Raw genomic sequence first — 18026 nt, forward strand, 5'->3', positions numbered from 1 at the left:
TCGATCGCCGCGCTCAAACAAAACTGGCGGCTCGCGTCTCAGCTATGGAGCCAAACCGGTGTACCCGGCACGGCAACGTCAAACACCCAAAGCAGGTCCCGATTTCTCAGGCGAACGCAGCCGTGGGACGCCGCAACGCCCATTGGCTCATCCGGCGGCGTGCCGTGTAGATAGATATAGCGGCGCTGAGAGTCGACTGATCCGCCACGGTTGACTCCGCGCTCGAGCCCACAGAGCCAAAGAATACGCGTCAAAATCCAGTCGCGCTCCGGGTGTTGTTCGCCCAAAGCGGGCGTGAAGACTTCACCGGTAAAGCGGCGCCCGCGAAACACCGCGTTCTCGGCAAGCCCCGCTCCAATCGAGGCGCGCACGTAGTGCCAGCCGCCGGGCGTTTGGCCGCTGCCCTCGTTTTGCCCCACGCCGTTTTCGCCAGTCGACACCGCGCACTCGTGCACCACGCACGTGCCCTGCCAGGCGCGAAGGCACTGCTCGGTGAGGTCGATTTCAAGCCATGGCGCCTCTGCGGGCGGCAGCTCAGCCAGAATGGGCGTGATCATGATGGGCCTCCTCGAGCGCCGGGGGCAACGGCGCGTTCATGGCGGAAACGACCACCGGGCGCAGCCGGCGCACCAGATCGCGCACCGACACCTGCTCGTTGTACTCCTTGGCGGCGATGTCGCGCAGCGCATCGAGCCCGGAGAGCGTAAAGATCACCGTGCCGAGCATGAAGTGCAGCCGCCAAAAGCGCTCAGCATCGGGCAAACCTGGCGTTGCGCGGCGAACGAGCTCGACAAAGCGAGTGAAAACGTCGCCGTACTGCTCATGGATATAGCGGCGAAGATGGCCCTGGGCCTGGCTGTAAGCGAGCCCCAACAAGCGCATGAACACTTTCAAGCTATTACGCTCGGCCGGCACGGTCAACACAGTTGTAGCCATGGTTTCGAGCAGCACTTCGAGGGGAATCTCGTCATCGCCGTAGCGGGCGTGTAGCTCGTCCAGCGCTTCGTGAAAGCGTTGGCTGAAGGGGTCGAGATAGCGCGCGAATACCGCCTGGATCAGCGCTTTTTTCGAGCCGAAGTGGTAGTTCACCGCGGCGAGGTTCACCCGCGCTTTGCTGGTGATATTACGTAGAGAGGTTTCCGCAAAGCCGCGCTCAGCGAACAGCACCTCCGCCGTATCCAGAATACGCGTGACGGTATCAGACTGCGCCATGGCGCCCTCCAGAAAAACGAGTGTTTAAAACATCGCGAAATAGTAGGCCATTAAAACCCCGGGCTCAATCGCCCAAACCCCTGATATGCCCTCTTTTAAAGGCGAACGGCTTTATAATCCTTGGCTTGAGTCATATACTGGACAGAGGAACATACTGTATACTTAAACACATATATTTTAGTCATTTTTCATAGTTACCTTTTACCCCGGAGTCAGCCATGCCTCGTCCTCTTACCGTACGTCAGCAGCACGTATTCGATTTTATCGTGAAGACCATGAACGAGTACGGCTACCCACCCACCCGCGCTGAAATCGCCAAGGCGCTGGGTTTTCGCTCGCCCAACGCCGCCGAAGAGCACCTGCGCGCGCTGGAGCGCAAGGGCGCCATCCGCATTATTCGCCACACCTCGCGCGGCATCCGCCTGCCCAATCAGGAAGGCGTCGAGGCGCCGGAATCCACCGCTTATGCCAGCGAAAGCATCGAATCCTCGACCATGGGCCTTCCGATCATCGGTGAAGTCGCCGCGGGCAGCCCGATTCTGGCCGCCGAGCATATCGACCGCTACTGCCCGCTGCCGGCGGAGTACTTCACGCCCAAGGCGGATTACCTGCTGCGGGTTCGCGGGCTATCGATGAAGGATATCGGCATTCTGGAAGGAGATCTGCTAGCGGTACACCGCACCGAGCGGGTGCGCGACGGCCAGATCGTCGTAGCGCGTTTGGAAGACGAAGTCACCGTCAAGCGCTTTCGCCGCGACGGCCACCAAGTCACGCTGCACGCCGAGAACAGCGATTTCGCGCCGATCGAAATCGACCTTCGCACTCAGCAGCTCGATATCGAAGGCGTCGGCGTCGGCGTGATTCGTGGCGGAAGCGGCCAAGCGCTTGGCTGATACGTTCTTAAGGCTGTTGTGCTGTGTCGGGCAACCCTACGCGAGGGCGCTGTAAACCCATCCTTGGGCGCTACTTTCGCCTTCCCTGGCGAAAGACCCTCGCTACGGGCTGCCCGACACGCCGGTAGCGGTGGCGTGCCGCACGTTCGCCAAAAAAACGGGGCACCTTTTAGTGCCCCGTTTTTTTAGTTGAAGACGACCGTCTTGTTGCCATCGATCAGAACGCGATCCTCCAGATGCCACCTGAGCCCTCGGGCGAGCACGGACTTCTCCACGTCGCGGCCAAAGCGCACCAGATCCGTCGGCGTGTGGCAGTGACTCACGCGATGGATATCCTGCTCGATGATCGGGCCGGCGTCTAGCTCTTCGGTCACGTAGTGGCAGGTCGCGCCGATCAGCTTTACGCCGCGCTCGAAGGCCTGATGGTAAGGCTTGGCACCCGCGAACGACGGCAGAAAGCTGTGGTGGATGTTGATGATCTGCCCAGCGTAGTGGCTACATAGCGCCGGCGGCAGAATCTGCATGTAGCGCGCCAGTACGATGCAGTCCGCTTCCAGCGTCTCGACCTGACACTGCACCGCATCGAACGCCGGCTGCTTGTCGCTTGGGTCGACCGCAATGTGATGGTAATCGATGCCGTACCATTCGCTCAGCGCGCGCATGTCCGGATGGTTGGAGATGATTCCCACGATGTCGCAGTCGAGCTCGCCGGCCTGCCAGCGGTAAAGCAGATCGACCAGGCAGTGGGACTCTTTCGATACCATGATCACGACCCGGCGCCGCTTTTGGGTATCGACCAGCGCCCACTGCATCGAAAACGCGTTGGCGATGGGCGTAAACGCCTGTTCGAGCTCAACCGCGCTCATGCCGATGGAGTCGGCGAGAATTTCGTAGCGCATGAAAAACCGGCCCGTTTGCAGATCCGAGTGCTGGCTCGCCTCGGTGATGGAGCCGCCGTGCTGAGCGATGAAGCTCGATACGCGCGCCACGATGCCCACCTGATCGGGGCAGGAAACTACTAAACGGTAATAATGCGACATGAATACACTCTTGATACGCGTTTTGAAGACGCGACCCGACGGGGTCGTCAAGGGCCGTTTAGGCCTTGGGGGCGTTAGTGTAGCGCAAGCGACGATCGGGAACACTGTCAGGATTGTTAGCCGCCCCCGCCTTACCGTATAGTTAAAGTCTTACTTTTCAGGCTGTTCAAAATCAATGGATCCATCTCGCGTTCAACTTCGACCCCGCCGCCGCCCGCCCCTGCGCATCTTGCCGCTTGGCGGCTGCGGTGAAATAGGAATGAACCTGACGCTTTATGGTTTCGATGGTCACTGGATCGCCATTGATTGCGGCATGATGATTCGCCAGGACCTTCCCAGCGCCCCGCTGCAGGTACCCAGCACCGCTACGTTGGCCGAACTCGAGATTACGCCTAAAGCGCTCTACATTACGCACGGCCACGAGGATCATATCGGTGCGGTCGCCTGGCTTTGGCCCAAATGGCAGTGCCCGATCTACGCCACCCCCTTGGCCGCCGGGTTACTCCGCCACAAGTTTGCCGAACACAATCTTTCCAGCGCCGCGATTCGCGTGATCGAGCCCAACGATGCCCTGGAAGAAGGCCCGTTCACGCTACGCTATCTGCTGATGACCCACTCGATTCCCGAGAGCTGCGCGATCATGATGCTCGCCGGCGGCTACCGGGTATTGCACACCGGCGACTGGAAGCTCGACCCGACGCCGCTGATCGGCCCGAGCGTCAACCCGGCGCACTTTCAGGCGCTGGCGCCGCTGGATCTGGTGGTGGGTGATTCGACCAACGCGCCGCTTCCGGGAAGTGCCGGCAGCGAAGGCGCGGTCGCCAACGCGCTGACGCAAACGCTAAAGGCGTGCCGCGGGCGTGTGGTGGTCTCCTGCTTTGCCAGCAACCTGGCCAGGGTGTGGGCGATCGGCCAAGCGGCGGCCCAAAGCGGGCGCCGGGTGAGCCTGATGGGACGCTCGATGGAGCGCATGGTGGGCGTGGCCCGCGGCCTTGGCTATCTCGACGACTTCCCGCCGCTGGTGCCGCCTCAGGATCTGGGCTATCTGCCGCCAGACGAAGTCGTGGTGATCGCCACCGGTAGCCAGGGCGAGCCGCGCGCCGCGCTGCAGCGCTTGGCCCAGGGGCGCCACCCGTTCATGGACCTGGAAGCTGGAGATAACGTGATTTTCTCCGCCAAGGCGATTCCCGGCAACGAGCGCCCGATCGCGGCGCTCAAAAAGCGCTTCACCCAGCTCGGCGTACAGCTTTTCGACGAGAACAACCACCCGGAGCTTCACGCCACCGGCCACCCCGCCCAGGAGGAGCTCAAAACGCTTTATCGTTGGGTCCGGCCCGCCGCACTCTTGCCAGTTCACGGCGAAACGGTGCACCAGCAGGCGCACCAGGCGCTTGCGGAAGAGCTCGGTATCAAGGCGCCGCTGGCGCCGGTCAACGGCGATATGCTGTGCCTGGACAACGAAGGGTTACGCGTCGAGGCGCGCCATCCGCAGCTGCCCCAGGTGGTGGATCAAAACAGCGTCACGCCCCACCCAGGCCTTGCGGATGGCCACTCGAGCGGCGCGCGGCGCGGCACGCTGTTTCTGGCGCTACCGGTGTGCGCTTCTGAGACCGGCTGGCAGCGTATCGGCCGTTTGATGCTCGACGCCAGCGGCGCCAGCCCCATCGACGAAGAGAGCTTTAGCGACTGGCTCGACGAGCGGCTCGACGAGATCGAAGTCGACACCCTCGCCGAGCTCAGAGAAGCGCTGACGCCGGGGCTGGTTCACTGGCTGGGCAACCACTGCCAGCACCTGCCGGAGGTGCACCTTCAGATCATGGCGACCGAGCCGCCCGGCGCCTGAGCCGGGTAGCCCATCTTCCACCTTCTACCAGCGCGCGGCGTCGTCAACGTCGCTTGTGCGCTCCTTCACCCAGTAATCGCCCTGGCGCGAATGCTCCTTTTTCCAGAAAGGCGCGCGAGTCTTGAGAATATCCATAATGAAGTCGCAGGCGTTGAAGGCGTCGCGCCGATGGGCGCTTGCAACCACCACCCGTACGATCGGATCCCCCGGGAGCAGCTGCCCAACCCGGTGCACGATTACCACGCCTTGGAGCACCCAGCGCGAAGCGGCCTCCACCGCGATATCGGTGAGCGCTTGTTCGGTCATGCCCGGATAGTGCTCCAGGGTTAGCCCCGTGACCTCCGGCGTTTCGTTGAAGTCGCGCACGAGCCCGGTGAAGCTCACCAGCGCCCCCACATCCTGTCGATGCTCGATGAGCGCTTCGTAGCCCTCATTGAGGGCGAAGGCCTCGTGCTGCACGCGAATGTGAATAGGCGGTGTCTCCGGGCCTGGCGCTAGCGCTTGATCCCGTGATGGCGTCTGCATTCAGCCTCCGGTGACCGGCGGGAAAAAGGCGATCTCATCCTTATCGGTGATCGGCGCGCTATCGTTGGCCATCACCTGATTGACGGCGCAGAGCGTGCGCTTGTCCGCCAGTGCGGAAAACCGCGCATCGCGAGCCTTCAAGTACGCCTTGAGCCCGTCCACGTCGCGGCTATCAAGCTCGGTCAGCGACAGCGATAGATCGCTTTCGCCGACCTGCTCGCGCAGCTCGGCCAGAAACTTGACCCGCACGCAGGGCGATACGGCGCAGCGCTCGCCTACGCTCACCTCGCCCGGGTTGCCCTCGCCGGTGACGATCGGCCCCTGCTGGCGCCGGTAGTCGCCGCGCACCCCACCCTGCTTGCTTTCGAGCTGGATTGCTTCGATGCGCATTTCCTTGTCGACCGCCTTGCACATGTCGTAAAGCGTCAGGCACGCCACCGACACGGCGGTCAGCGCCTCCATTTCGACACCGGTACGCCCGCTGAGCCGGCAAAGTGCCTCGACGTTGACCGCACCGTTTTCGAAATCGAGCGAAAAGTCGACGCTCACCTTGCTAAGCGAAAGCGAGTGACACAGCGGAATCAGCTCAGCGGTGCGCTTGGCCGCCTGAATACCGGCAATGCGCGCCGTGGCCAGCACGTCTCCCTTGGGAAGCTCGCCGTCGCTCAAGAGTTTGAGCGTAGCCGGCGCCATGACGATGCGCCCCGACGCCACCGCTTCCCGGCGGGACTCCTCTTTATCGGCGATATCCACCATATTGGCTTCGCCCTGGGCGTTCAGATGCGTCAGCTGCATGTCGTTACCCTTGGTCATTGCGGTGCCCTCGTCACGGTGCGCGCGGGTCCATTCGAGCACCCAGCGCGCGATCTCGTCGATGTTATCAAGGTTTAGCCGCGGGATAGAAGCGTCAAGGCCCCCGTCGGCCTCGCCCTTGAGCGCCACCGCCGCCACGTTATCGCTTTGCAAAATCGACGACTCGCCAATGCCATCGCGGTAGAGCACGAGCTTTGAAAGCGGCCAGGCCTTGAAGCCTTCGACGATCACCAGGTCCGGGGCGTGCGCCGCCATCAGTGACAGCAGGTGGGCAAGATCCGGCCCCTCCTGGTCGTCTAGTGCCTGCGCCGGCGTCTCCTGCATCAGCGCGAAGCGCTGGTTTGATGCCACCAGCATCGGCGCGGCGCCGGCTTCGCGAAGCCGGTAGCTATCCTTGCCGGGCTTGTCGATATCGAAGGCGTGATGGGCGTGCTTGATCACGCCCACGCTCAAACCGGCCTGTTTGAGCCGCGGCAAGAGCTCGGTCAGAAGCGTCGTCTTGCCCGTTCCGCTCCAGGCCGCCACGCCCAACACCGGAAACGGCGCATCGTTGGGTTGCAAGAGCCTCTCCATGCCCGCCTAGGCGAGCTCTTTTTCCGGGGGAAGAATGGCGTTGAGCACGATGCCGACCAGCGCGGCCAGGCTAACGCCCTGAAGGGTGAACTGCCCGCCACCAAACTGCATACCGCCGATGCCGAAGACCAGGATCAACGACACAACGACCAGATTGCGCGGCTCAGTCAGCGACTGCCCGGCGCGCACCAGGGTGTTCATGCCCACCACCGCGATCGAGCCGAACAGCAGCGTCATTATACCGCCCATGACCGGGCCGGGAATGGTCAGCAACAGCGCGCCGAGCTTGCTGATGAAAGCCAGCACAATCGCCAACACCGCGGCGACGATCATGTAGATCGGGTTGAACGCGCGGGTGAGCGTCACGGCGCCGGTGACTTCCGAGTAGGTCGTGTTGGGCGGGCCACCAAACAGCGCTGCTACCATGGTGGCCAGGCCGTCACCCAATAGCGTGCGGTGCAGGCCGGGCTTTTCCAGATAGTTTTGCCGCGTGACCGAGCCGATCGCCACCATGTCGCCGATATGCTCGACCGCCGGGGCGATCGCGACAGGAATCATGAACAGAATCGCTGCCCAATGAAAGCTCGGCGCGGTGAAGGCCGGCACCGACAGCCAAGCCGCCTCGCGGATGGGCGTGAAATCGACCAGACCCATGATCAGCGCCAGCGTATAGCCGGTGACGACCCCGCCCATGATCGGCACCAGGCGCAGAAGCCCGCGGCCGAATACCGCCAGCATCAGGGTGACGAAAAGGCTCGCCATGGAGAGAAAGATCGCCTGACCGTAGCCAATGTTATCGCTGGTATCCCCCACTGCCATACTGACCGCCGTTGGCGCCAGAGCAAGGCCGATCACCATGATTACCGGCCCCACCACGACCGGCGGCAGCAATCGATTCAGCCACCCCACCCCTTTTAATCGAACGATTTGCGAGATAACGGTATAAACCAGGCCCGCAGCAATCAGCCCCCCCAGCGTCGCCGGTACGCCAAAGTGGGCAATCGAGCCCTGAATCGGCGCAATGAAGGCAAAGGATGACGCCAGAAATACCGGCACGCTTTGACGGGTCACGCCGTGAAAAACCAGCGTGCCGACGCCAGCGGTAAACAGCGCCACGCTCGGATCCAGGCCTGTCAAAAGCGGCACCAGCACCAGCGCGCCAAAGGCAACGAAGAGCATCTGCGCGCCGGTCAGAAGCGTTCTGGGCCAGGACTCACGGGATGAAGCGGTACTCATATCACGTTCCTTAAGGTACTCGTGGCACCCGACGGGCACCGGCGTTTTCGTGTGCAGCGTAGGGCGGCGTGCGGTCGCCATCCAAAAAAAAGCCCCCGGCGCAAAGCGCAAGGGGCATGGTATGAAACGCGATCAGCGCGTTCCGAAGATCTTGTCGCCGGCGTCGCCCAGCCCAGGCACGATATAGCCGTTCTCGTCCAGGCGCTCATCGACGGAGGCGGTGTAGATATCGATATCCGGGTGCGCCTCGCGCACGCGCTCGATCCCTTCCGGTGCAGCGACCAGCACGATCACTTTCATGCTTTCACAGCCGCGCTCGCGCAGCATGTCGAGCGTGGCGATCATCGAGCCGCCGGTGGCGAGCATCGGGTCGATGACGATCGCCATGCGCTCTTCGATGTCGTTGGCGAACTTGGAAAAATAGGGCACCGGCTGGAGCGTCTCTTCATCGCGATAAAGCCCGACCACGCTGACACGAGCGCTGGGGATCAGGTCGGTGACGCCTTCGAGCATGCCAAGGCCTGCGCGAAGAATCGGCACGACGGTGACCTTCTTTCCTTTCAAGCGCTGGGTCTTGATGCGCTCGCCGTTCCAGCCCTCGATCTCGTGGTCCTCGATCTCGAGATCCTTGGTCGCTTCGTAGGTCAGCAGTTTGGCTACTTCCCCTGCCAGTTCGCGAAAGCTCTTGGTGCTCAGACCCCCTTCCCGCATGAGGCCCAACTTGTGCTGGACGAGCGGATGATTAATGGCGTAAACACTCATGGAACTACCTCACTGCAGGGTTTAAAAGCGCCCGGCCGGCGCAAAATTGCGCGCTATTCTACCCGCAACCGGGAACAAGGTTAAGGGGTCGCGGGCAATTGCCAGGTGATCGGCGCGCGCCCCTGCTCTTCCAGAAAACGGTTGGCTTGGGAAAAGTGCCGATTACCCAGAAAGCCACGATGGGCCGACAGCGGCGACGGGTGCGGCGATTCCAGAATCAAATGCCGCGACTGATCTATCAGCGCTTTCTTCTGCCGCGCGTGGCTACCCCACAGCAGGAAAACGCAAGGCTCGGCGTGTTCACTCACCGTTTTGATCGCCGCGTCAGTAAAGCCTTCCCACCCCTTGCCGCGGTGCGAGGCGGCGTTTCCGCGCTCGACGGTCAGCGCAGTGTTCAAAAGCAGCACGCCCTGTTTGGCCCAGGCCTCGAGAAACCCGTGATTGACCGGGGTGAAGCCGACATCGCTTTCAAGCTCTTTATAGATATTGACCAGCGATGGCGGCGCCGGCACCCCGGGCATGACCGAAAAGCAGAGCCCGTGGGCCTGGTTGGGCCCGTGATACGGGTCCTGACCCAAAATGACGACCTTTACCTGAGAAAGCGGCGTAAGCTCGAAGGCGCGAAACCAGTTCGACGAGTGCGGGTAGATCACCTTTTTCGCCGCTTTCTCTTCGGCCAAAAACGCCTTGAGCGAGGCCATGTAATCGGCCTGGAACTCCTGGCCCAGCCACTGACTCCACTCTTTCGGTAAAGGGTCGGTCATCTCATCTCACTTTTTGATTTGGTCGGCGAGCGGCTCGACATAGGCAACGCCCATGTCCCAAGGAAACTGGATCCAGCAGTTTTGGCCGACTTCGGTCAGGTATTGATCGACCAGCGGGCGTCCGTCAGGCTTGGCGTAAATGGTGACGAAGTGCGCCTTGGGGAGCATTTCGCGCACCGCGCGAGCGGTCTTGCCGGTATCGACCAGGTCGTCGACCAGAAGCCAGCCGTCGCCGTCATGATCGACGCCTTTCAATACGCCAAGTCCGCCCTGATCCATGTGGTCATAGCTTTTGATGCAGACCGTATCGATCAGTCGGATGTTGAGCTCGCGGGCGATCAGCGCGGCCGGAATCAGCCCGCCCCGAGTAATCGCAACGATGCCCTTGAAGTCGCGCTCGATGAGCTGGTGGCACAGGGCGCGCACGTCGCGGTGAAGCTGATCCCAGGACACCGTAAAATGCTGATGGTAGCGTTCGCTGCTCATGGGGGCGTCACTCGTCTTCGTTGAAGGAACATACTGCGAACACGCTAAAGCCCGCGTCGCGAATCTTTTGCGAGCCGCCAAGCTCCGGCAGATCGATGATGGTCGAGGTTTCAACGACCTGACCGCCGCTTCTTTGGATCAAATTGGCGGCGGCAAGCATGGTGCCACCGGTGGCGATCAGATCGTCCATCAGCAAAATGCGATCCTGCTGTTCGAAGGCATCGGCGTGAAGCTCTACTTCGGAGTGACCGTACTCCAGCGTGTAGGTTTCACTAATGGTCTTGAACGGCAGTTTGCCCTTCTTGCGCACCGGTACGAAGCTGCAGCCAAGCTCGTAGGCCAGCGGCGCGCCGATGATGAAGCCGCGCGCATCGATCGCCGCGATGGCATCCAGATCCATGTCCTGATAGCGGTGTACGAAGCTATCGATCAGTTTACGAAAGGCCGAGCTGTTTTGCAGCAAAGGGGTAATGTCGCGAAAATTGACGCCCTGTTCAGGCCAGTCGGGAACCGTGCGAATAACGGACTTGATGTAGTCGCCGTAGATGCTCATCGCGTCTCTCATGGGTTGGTAAAAGGCCAGGCGCGAGCCTAGCCGAAAAAGAAGAATTTAACTGCGAACAGAAGCCCCAGCACGACCACCGCCGGATTGAGATCCGCAAAGCGCCCGGAGAGCGTTTTGATGCCAACGAAGCTGATGAACCCAAGGGCGATCCCGTCGGCGATGGAGAACGTCAGCGGCATGGCGAGCGCGGCGATCAGCACCGGGGCGGCGTCGGTGGCGTCTTCCCAGTTGGCGTGGGCCAGGCTTCCCGCCATCAGCACCGCTACGTACAAAAGCGCGCCAGCGGTAGCATAGGCCGGAATGGAGCCAGCAAGCGGGGCGAAGAACAGGCTGATCAAAAACAGCACGCCGACCACCACGGCGGTGAGGCCCGTGCGCCCGCCGGAGGCGATGCCCGCGGTGGATTCGATGTAGCTCGTGGTGGTCGAGGTGCCGAGCACAGCGCCGGACATGGAGGCGGTGCTGTCCGCCATCATCGCGCGTCCAATGCGCGGAAGCTTGCCGTCCTTGTCCAACAGCTTGCCGCGGTGGGCAACGCCGACCAAGGTGCCGGAGGTGTCGAACAAATCGACGAACAGAAAGGCGAAGATAACGCTGAGCATCGCCACGTCCAGCGCGCCCGCAAGATCCATCGCCATAAAGGTTGGCGCGATGGACGGCGGCATCGACATCAGCCCACCGTACTGGTTATGGCCCAGCAGCATCGACACCACGGTCACGCCGAGAATACCGATCATCACCGCGCCGGTGACGTTTCGGTACGCAAGTGCGGTGATGACGAAAAAGCCCACCATCGCGTAAATGGCCGGCGGCTGAGTCAAATCGCCCAGCGACACCAGCGTTGCCGGGTTCTCCACGACGATACCAGCGTTTTTCAGCGCGATCATGGCCAAAAACAGCCCGATCCCCGCCGCGATGCCCAGGCGCAACGACATGGGAATGGAGTTGATGATCCACTCGCGAATTTTGAAGATACTCAGCAAAAAGAAGGTCAAGCCCGACAGGAACACCGCGCCGAGCGCCGCCTCCCAGGTGTAGCCCATTCCCAGCACCACGCCGTAGGTAAAGAAGGCGTTAAGGCCCATGCCCGGCGCTTGCGCAATGGGGTAATTGGCCCAGAGCCCCATCACGAAACAGCCGATGGCAGCGGCAATACAGGTCGCCACGAACACCGCGCCGTAGTCCATCCCCGCTTCCGACAGAATGCTCGGGTTGACGAAGATAATGTAGGCCATGGTCAAAAACGTGGTGATGCCCGCAATCACCTCGGTTTTGACACTGGTGTTTTGCTCAGTGAGCTTGAAATAGTTATCCAGACCCTTCATATCGTTATGTTCCCTGCGCCCTTTGCCAAGAAAAGCCGCACAGTCTACCGAAAGCCCCAAACCGATGCGAGCCGGTAGTGCGCCGCTCATGAGTGCGGGCAAGCCCGCCATTATGTTGTCACTCACTGTCTAGCAAGCTTCAGGCCATCCATTAACCGTTCGGTCAAACCCGGCCTTCGATACGACCACTCTATTGCGCGCCCTGAGCCACTACGGCCTTACGTCCGCGCTGCCAGCACCCGCTCGACGGTTTCGACGATCACCTGGGTTTGCGGGTCGATTTCGATGTTCACCCAAGACCCCGGCAGGCGCTCACCCAATACCGTGCGCTCAAGGGTTTCGGGAATCAGGTTGACGCTGAACTCGACGCGGTCGCCGGCCGGACGCACGTCGCCCACGGTGAGACTGATACCGTCGACGCCGATATAGCCCTTCTCGAAGACGAAACGGCCAAGCGCTACGGGCAGCGAAAACCAGAGTCGGCGGTTATTGGGCGCTTCATCGATGGCGACCACATCCGCCATGCTAATGATGTGGCCGGACATCGAATGACCGCCAATCTCATCACCAAAGCGCGCGGCGCGCTCTATATTAACGCAGTCGCCCACCTCGAGCGCACCAAGATTGGTCAGCCTGAGCGTCTCGCGCATCAGATCGAAGCTGACCCGCTCGCCGTCGATCGCGGTCACGGTCAAACACACGCCGTTGTGCGATACCGATGCCCCGAGTTCGAGCCCCTCATTGAGCGGCGCTTCGAGCGTTACCACGTGGGTTCGAAACTCCTCGAGCTCGCGCACTTCGACCACGCGAGCGACTCCCTGCACGATACCTGTAAACATCACTCCCCCTGATTGGCGCCCGACCATCAAGGGTCGGGATCAAAGCGTCATTATCGCTTTTTAAGCCGGCAAGGCCAAAGTGCGATTGCATCGATTGTTGGCGATAGCGTCCTTTCTCCAGAATGCGCGATAAAGGCACTCAAAACGCTTGTCGGTGCGTCGATCGCAACCGATTTTGTCGGTCATCGCCCGGTACCCGGTCTACATTGACAACCTGTCGGGGCCTATTTAGACTTTCGCCGCAACGACGATAGACGCCGATTTATACCCGGATTGCGGGCGTCCACCAGCCAACGGCGGTGAAGTGCAGCTAAAAGGGAGTGTCCAGCGTTGATGGCCACCCGTCCGGGGTGGCTTTTTTGTTTTAGCCCCGCCCCTTCCCGTCTTCGGCCTCACGTAAAGGCAGACGCCATGATCGAACTTAGTAACGTCAGTAAAACCTTTGGCAGCGGACCCCGCGCGGTCCACGCCCTCAAAAACGTCAATCTCACCGTTCCCAAGGGCGCCATTCACGGCGTGATCGGGCTTTCCGGCGCCGGCAAATCGACGCTGATTCGCTGCGTCAACCTGCTCGAGCGCCCCAGCGAAGGCCGCGTTTCGCTCGATGGCCGCGAGATTACCACGCTCAATCGGCGCGAGCTCAACCGGACCCGCCACCGCATCGGCATGATTTTTCAGCACTTCAACCTGCTGACCACGCGCACGGTCTTCGACAACGTCGCCTTGCCGCTGGAGCTGATGGGCCAAAAGCGCGCCGATATCAAAGCCCGCGTGACGCCGCTTTTGGACATGGTGGGTCTGGCCGATAAGGCTCGCATGTACCCCGCCCAACTCTCCGGCGGCCAGAAGCAGCGCGTGGCGATCGCCCGAGCGCTTGCGAGCAACCCCCAGGTACTTTTGTGCGACGAGGCGACATCGGCGCTCGACCCGCAAACCACCAGCTCGATTCTCGAGCTTCTGCGCGACATCAACCAAACGCTCGGCATCACGATTTTGCTGATCACCCACGAGATGGAGGTGGTGAAGTCGATCTGCCACCGGGTCAGCCTGATTTCCGGCGGCGAGCTGGTCGAGGACGCCGACGTCGGCGACTTCTTCACCGCCCCAACTACCCAGCTCGGGCGCGAGTTTCTCAACGACTTCTTGCAGCTCAGCCCACCCAAGGAGCTGATCGCCAGGCTCTCCGACACCCAGGGGCCGCAGAGCCATCCGGTCGTGCGACTGACATTCTCGGGTGATGCGGTTTCCACGCCGCTCATTTCACGCCTCGCCCGCGAGTGCAGCGTCGACGTCAGTATTCTGCAGGCCAAGGTCGAATCCATTCAGGAGCGCACGCTAGGGCTGATGATCGCCGAGCTTTTAGGAAGCCCCGAGCAGACCCAGCAAGCCATGGCGTATCTTCAGGCGCATCAACTACAGGTAGAGGTACTAGGCTATGTCCAGCGCGATGTTTGATCTTGTTCTGCAGGCCACCCTCGATACGCTCTATATGGTCGCGGTCTCCGGGGTCATCGCCACGCTTTTAGGCCTGCCGCTGGGCGTGCTGCTCTACGTGACCCGCCCGCGCCAGATACTGGCAATGCCGGTACTCAACCAGGTGTTGAGCCTTGTCACCAACATCGGCCGCTCGATTCCATTCATCATTTTGATGGTCGCCATCATTCCTTTCACGCGGATGCTGGTGGGCACTTCGATCGGCATCAACGCCGCCTCGGTGCCGCTGACCATCGCGGCGATCCCGTTCGTGGCACGCCTGATCGAAGGCGCACTCAACGAAATCTCACCTGGGCTGGTCGAATCTGCCCAGGCGATGGGCGCCACGCCCTGGCAGATCATCTGCAAGGTGCTGATCCCCGAGGCGCGCGGCGGCATCATCACTGGTCTCACCATTACCGTGGTGACGCTGGTGAGCTACTCCGCCATGGCCGGCGCGGTCGGCGGCGGCGGGCTGGGGGATTTGGGCATTCGCTACGGCTACAATCGCTTCAACCCCACCATCATGCTGATCACGGTGGTGGTGCTGGTGGTCATGGTGCAGGGCTTTCAGAGTCTGGGCGACTATCTGGTGCGCAAGAGCGACCGTAAATAACGGGCTGTAAATAGCACTTTGAAACAGCACTTTTAAACAGCACCTTGAAATCCGCCGGCGCGGCACATATATAACTCGAAAGCATTATGGGCCGGCTTTTTATTGCTATAATACCGGTCACGTCGACACCGATACGACCATTCACAGGAGAGACATCATGCAAAAGCAGCTACTCGGCGGTTTGACCGCGCTGGCCCTGGCAATCAACGTTGCCCATGCAGAAGAAGCCAAAAGCATCAAGATGGGTACCGTGGCCGGCCCGGAAACCGAAGTGATGCAGGTCGCCGCGCGCATCGCCAAGGAAGAGTACAACCTGGACGTCGAAATCGTCGAGTTCACCGATTTCGTCACCCCGAACGTGGCGCTGGCCGATGGCAGCCTCGACGCCAACGCCTACCAACACGAGCCCTACCTGGAAACGATGAACAGCGACCGCGGCTACGATCTGGTCGCCGCCGGCTACACCTTCGTCTACCCGATCGGCGCCTACTCGGAGAAGTACGATAGCCTAGACGAGCTGCCGGACGGTGCCCAGATCGCGCTGCCCAACGATCCGACCAACGAAGGTCGCGCGCTGATCCTGATGCATAACGAAGGCCTGATCACGCTCAACGATCCGGAAAACCTGGAAGCGACGCCGATCGACATCGCCGAAAACCCGCGCGACTTCCGCTTCCGCGAGATCGAAGCCGCCCAGCTGCCGCGCATCCTGCCGGACGTCGACATGGCGTTCATCAACAACACGTTCGCCCAGCCGGCAGGCCTTAACCTGGACGACGCGCTAGTGCGTGAAGGCGCAGAGTCGCCCTACGTCAACCTGATCGCGGTACGCAGCGGCGACGAAGAGCGCGAGGAGATCCAGCAGATCGTCGATGCCTACCAGCGCGACGAAGTGATCGAAAAAGCCGAGGAGCTCTTCCAGGGCGGTGCGGTACCCGGCTGGACCGAGTAACGCTTATCTCAAGGCGCCCGGCGACATCGCCGGGTCTGACAGGCCGGCCCTATGGCCGGCTTTTCTGTTTCTGGTTCTTACGAGGTGACCATGTCTAACGCTGAAGCAACGCCAAACGCTGGAACCATGCCAAACGTCGACTACGCCCTTTTGAATCGCCAGCTCGAGGCGCTGCTCGATACGCGCGACTGGCTGACCAACAGCGCCCAAACCAGCGCGTTTCTCATGCAGTCGCTCGCCTCTCTCAACTGGGTGGGCTTTTACCAGCAGCGCTCGCCACAGGTACTGCATCTGGGCGCTTTCCAGGGCAAACCCGCCTGTCATCCGATTCCTTTCGACAAGGGCGTATGCGGGGCGGCGGCGCGCACTCAAACGACTCAACGGGTCGACGACGTGCACGCCGTGGCCGATCATATCGCCTGCGACGCGGCTTCGAACGCGGAGCTGGTCGTCCCTATCGTGGTCGATGGCAAAGTGTGGGGCGTACTCGATATCGACAGCCCTGAGCCCGCGCGCTTTAGCCAGGAGGATCAGGCTGGCATCGAGGCGCTGGTCGCTACGTTCATTGCCCGCACCGACCTACACCTTCCCAGCGGCGTGGCTTGACGGATTTATTTCTCGCAACGCAAAACGCCCCGACCTAAAGGCCGGGGCGTTTTTGAATTCTGGTAGGACCAGGCGGATTTGAACCGCCGACCTCCACGATGTCAACGTGGCGCTCTAACCAACTGAGCTATGGTCCTTCAATAGCCACTGATCCACTGCTTAAGAGCAAATGGTAGGACCAGGCGGATTTGAACCGCCGACCTCCACGATGTCAACGTGGCGCTCTAACCAACTGAGCTATGGTCCTTCAGTGCGGTGCGTATTCTATCTTTTCATGACGTAATTGCAACCGTTTTTTTGTCGAACGCTTTTTTATAGAGTGTTGAAAAGAAAGTTCTCTTTTACATCGACACGTCTTTCGCGAGGCAGCTAAGCTTAGTCGTGTATTGTTTATCCCATGTTAAGGAGACTGATTTGCCTGAGCTCTTGTTGGGCGGCATTTCGCTGCTCTTACTGCTGGTCACGGCGGTTCCGCACATTCGTCTTCGCTGGTGGCTCGTTCGCAGCTTCGAATTTCCCCGTGTTCAAATCGCCGTTGTCGCCCTACTGAACGCCCTGGCCGTTTATTTCCTGCTCGACCCCGGCCACTGGCGCTCCGTCGCCGGCATCTTCTCGCTAATCACCCTGTTCGTGCAGGTAGGCTACATACTGCCCTGGACGAAGCTCTGGCCCATCGAGGTTCAAAACGCTCAAAACCCGCCCGAAGATCAAACCCTCAAGCTTTTGGTCTCCAACGTGCTCACGCCCAATCGCAATGCCAAGGGCTTGATCGAGATGATCGAGGCAAATCAGCCGGACATCGTGCTGACGCTGGAGTCGGATCAGTGGTGGGGCGATCAGCTCGACGCCGCGCTCAACGATAGGTGGCCGCACAGCGTTCGCATACCGCTGGACAATCTTTACGGCATGCACCTTTATTCGCGCCTGGAATTGACCGACACCGAAGTCAAATGGCTCATACAGGACGATATCCCGTCGGTACACACCTATGTGACGCTCGACAGCGGCGCGCGAGTACGTCTCTACGCGGTTCACCCGCGCCCGCCGGCCCCCAGCGAAAGTGACAAGTCGCTATGGCGCGATGCCGAGCTTTTATGGGTTGGCAAACACATCCACGAAGACCCGAAACCCTCTCTGGTTGCGGGGGATCTCAACGACGTGGCCTGGTCGCGTACCACGCGGCGCTTCTGCCGCGTGGGCGGCATGCTCGACCCACGCCGCGGGCGCGGCATGTTCAGCACCTTCCACGCCAACTATCCGTTTATGCGCTGGCCGCTGGATCATATTTTCGTCACCGAGCACTTCACCCTGGTCGACATGCATCGCCTAGAAGGGTTTGGCTCGGATCACTTCCCGATTCTCGCCACCTTCTGCTACCGCCCCTCGCGTCAGGACGAGCAGCCGACACCGGATGCAAGCGAAGAGGAGCGTGAAGAGGCGAACGAGACGATCCAGGAGGGCAAGACGGAGAAACAGGAGAAGTAACCCGCCCTGCCCGTTCGC

Annotated in this window: 19 protein-coding genes, 2 tRNA genes and 1 pseudogene; 7 read left to right on the top strand and 15 right to left on the bottom strand. The window is 61.0% G+C overall.

From position 1 onward, the window contains the following. Positions 1-38: 38 nt before the first annotated feature. Positions 39-557 (bottom strand): L,D-transpeptidase, encoded by a 519-nt coding sequence (locus MQW23_RS16030; RefSeq protein ID WP_252109217.1) that lies wholly within the window; start codon positions 555-557, stop codon positions 39-41. After that, complete coding sequence (locus MQW23_RS16035; RefSeq protein WP_252109218.1) at positions 535-1212, bottom strand: TetR/AcrR family transcriptional regulator; 678 nt, start codon at positions 1210-1212, stop codon at positions 535-537. The genes MQW23_RS16030 and MQW23_RS16035 overlap by 23 nt, the downstream gene beginning before the upstream one ends. 218 nt (positions 1213-1430) lie before the next feature. Between MQW23_RS16035 and lexA the strand changes: the two genes are divergently transcribed. Then, positions 1431-2105, top strand: a complete 675-nt coding sequence (gene lexA / locus MQW23_RS16040) for a transcriptional repressor LexA (RefSeq protein ID WP_252109219.1) — start codon at positions 1431-1433, stop codon at positions 2103-2105. Positions 2106-2290: 185 nt separating this feature from the next. Here the strand turns inward: lexA and purU are convergent, their stop codons facing one another. After that, a complete protein-coding gene (gene purU, locus MQW23_RS16045) occupies positions 2291-3145 on the bottom strand; it encodes a formyltetrahydrofolate deformylase (RefSeq protein ID WP_252109220.1) in 855 nt (284 codons plus the stop codon). Between the two features lie 259 nt (positions 3146-3404). Between purU and MQW23_RS16050 the strand changes: the two genes are divergently transcribed. Continuing rightward, positions 3405-4988: a ribonuclease J gene (locus MQW23_RS16050; protein WP_252109414.1), complete on the top strand. Its 1584-nt coding sequence runs from the start codon at positions 3405-3407 to the stop codon at positions 4986-4988. A 24-nt stretch (positions 4989-5012) separates the two neighbouring features. On the opposite strand, the gene moaE is transcribed toward MQW23_RS16050, so the two are convergent. From moaE to MQW23_RS16100, 10 genes and pseudogenes are all read right to left on the bottom strand, one after another. Beyond that, a complete protein-coding gene (moaE, locus tag MQW23_RS16055; RefSeq protein WP_252109221.1) occupies positions 5013-5513 on the bottom strand; it encodes a molybdopterin synthase catalytic subunit MoaE in 501 nt (166 codons plus the stop codon). After that, positions 5514-6308, bottom strand: coding sequence for a cyclic pyranopterin monophosphate synthase MoaC (gene moaC / locus MQW23_RS16060; protein ID WP_252109415.1), 795 nt, complete (start codon positions 6306-6308; stop codon positions 5514-5516). Positions 6309-6368: 60 nt separating this feature from the next. Then, positions 6369-6899: pseudogene (mobB, locus tag MQW23_RS16065) on the bottom strand (molybdopterin-guanine dinucleotide biosynthesis protein B); the annotation flags it as partial. 6 nt (positions 6900-6905) lie between these two features. Next, the gene (locus MQW23_RS16070; RefSeq protein WP_252109222.1) at positions 6906-8135 is read right to left on the bottom strand and encodes a uracil-xanthine permease family protein; all 1230 of its coding nucleotides are present in this window, start codon (positions 8133-8135) and stop codon (positions 6906-6908) included. A gap of 132 nt (positions 8136-8267) precedes the next feature. After that, positions 8268-8897: a uracil phosphoribosyltransferase gene (gene upp / locus MQW23_RS16075; RefSeq protein ID WP_252109223.1), complete on the bottom strand. Its 630-nt coding sequence runs from the start codon at positions 8895-8897 to the stop codon at positions 8268-8270. Positions 8898-8977: 80 nt separating this feature from the next. Next, entirely contained in the window at positions 8978-9661 is a 684-nt protein-coding gene (ung, locus tag MQW23_RS16080; RefSeq protein WP_252109224.1) for a uracil-DNA glycosylase, read from the bottom strand. A gap of 6 nt (positions 9662-9667) precedes the next feature. Further along, on the bottom strand, positions 9668-10147 hold the full coding sequence (gpt, locus tag MQW23_RS16085) for a xanthine phosphoribosyltransferase (RefSeq protein WP_252109225.1): 480 nt from the start codon (positions 10145-10147) through the stop codon (positions 9668-9670). Between the two features lie 7 nt (positions 10148-10154). Beyond that, on the bottom strand, positions 10155-10700 hold the full coding sequence (locus tag MQW23_RS16090; RefSeq protein WP_252109226.1) for an adenine phosphoribosyltransferase: 546 nt from the start codon (positions 10698-10700) through the stop codon (positions 10155-10157). 38 nt (positions 10701-10738) lie between these two features. Next, positions 10739-12037 carry an NCS2 family permease gene (locus tag MQW23_RS16095; protein ID WP_252109227.1) on the bottom strand — a complete coding sequence of 433 codons (1299 nt, stop codon included), beginning with the start codon at positions 12035-12037 and terminating at the stop codon, positions 10739-10741. Between the two features lie 218 nt (positions 12038-12255). Further along, entirely contained in the window at positions 12256-12876 is a 621-nt protein-coding gene (locus MQW23_RS16100) for a riboflavin synthase subunit alpha (protein ID WP_252109228.1), read from the bottom strand. A gap of 411 nt (positions 12877-13287) precedes the next feature. Here MQW23_RS16100 and MQW23_RS16105 point away from each other — a divergent pair, with 411 nt between their 5' ends. The 4 genes from MQW23_RS16105 (at position 13288) to msrC (ending at position 16523) form a co-directional block, all read left to right on the top strand. Then, positions 13288-14331, top strand: a complete 1044-nt coding sequence (locus tag MQW23_RS16105) for a methionine ABC transporter ATP-binding protein (protein ID WP_252109229.1) — start codon at positions 13288-13290, stop codon at positions 14329-14331. Beyond that, positions 14312-14965 carry a methionine ABC transporter permease gene (locus MQW23_RS16110; protein WP_252109230.1) on the top strand — a complete coding sequence of 218 codons (654 nt, stop codon included), beginning with the start codon at positions 14312-14314 and terminating at the stop codon, positions 14963-14965. Before MQW23_RS16105 ends, MQW23_RS16110 begins: the two co-directional genes overlap by 20 nt. Positions 14966-15122: 157 nt before the next feature. Then, on the top strand, positions 15123-15917 hold the full coding sequence (locus MQW23_RS16115; RefSeq protein WP_252109231.1) for a MetQ/NlpA family ABC transporter substrate-binding protein: 795 nt from the start codon (positions 15123-15125) through the stop codon (positions 15915-15917). A 126-nt stretch (positions 15918-16043) separates the two neighbouring features. Continuing rightward, positions 16044-16523: a free L-methionine (R)-S-oxide reductase MsrC gene (msrC, locus tag MQW23_RS16120; RefSeq protein ID WP_252109416.1), complete on the top strand. Its 480-nt coding sequence runs from the start codon at positions 16044-16046 to the stop codon at positions 16521-16523. Positions 16524-16583: 60 nt separating this feature from the next. Here msrC and MQW23_RS16125 read toward each other — a convergent pair. Next, a tRNA-Val gene (locus tag MQW23_RS16125) sits at positions 16584-16660 on the bottom strand. Between the two features lie 33 nt (positions 16661-16693). Then, positions 16694-16770: transfer RNA gene (locus MQW23_RS16130), tRNA-Val, on the bottom strand. A 167-nt stretch (positions 16771-16937) separates the two neighbouring features. Between MQW23_RS16130 and MQW23_RS16135 the strand changes: the two genes are divergently transcribed. Further along, entirely contained in the window at positions 16938-18008 is a 1071-nt protein-coding gene (locus MQW23_RS16135) for an endonuclease/exonuclease/phosphatase family protein (RefSeq protein ID WP_252109232.1), read from the top strand. The last annotated feature ends 18 nt before the right edge of the window (positions 18009-18026 follow it).

This window comes from Halomonas sp. S3-1-1 (assembly GCF_023757625.1).
In the GTDB taxonomy this organism is placed as follows: domain Bacteria; phylum Pseudomonadota; class Gammaproteobacteria; order Pseudomonadales; family Halomonadaceae; genus Vreelandella.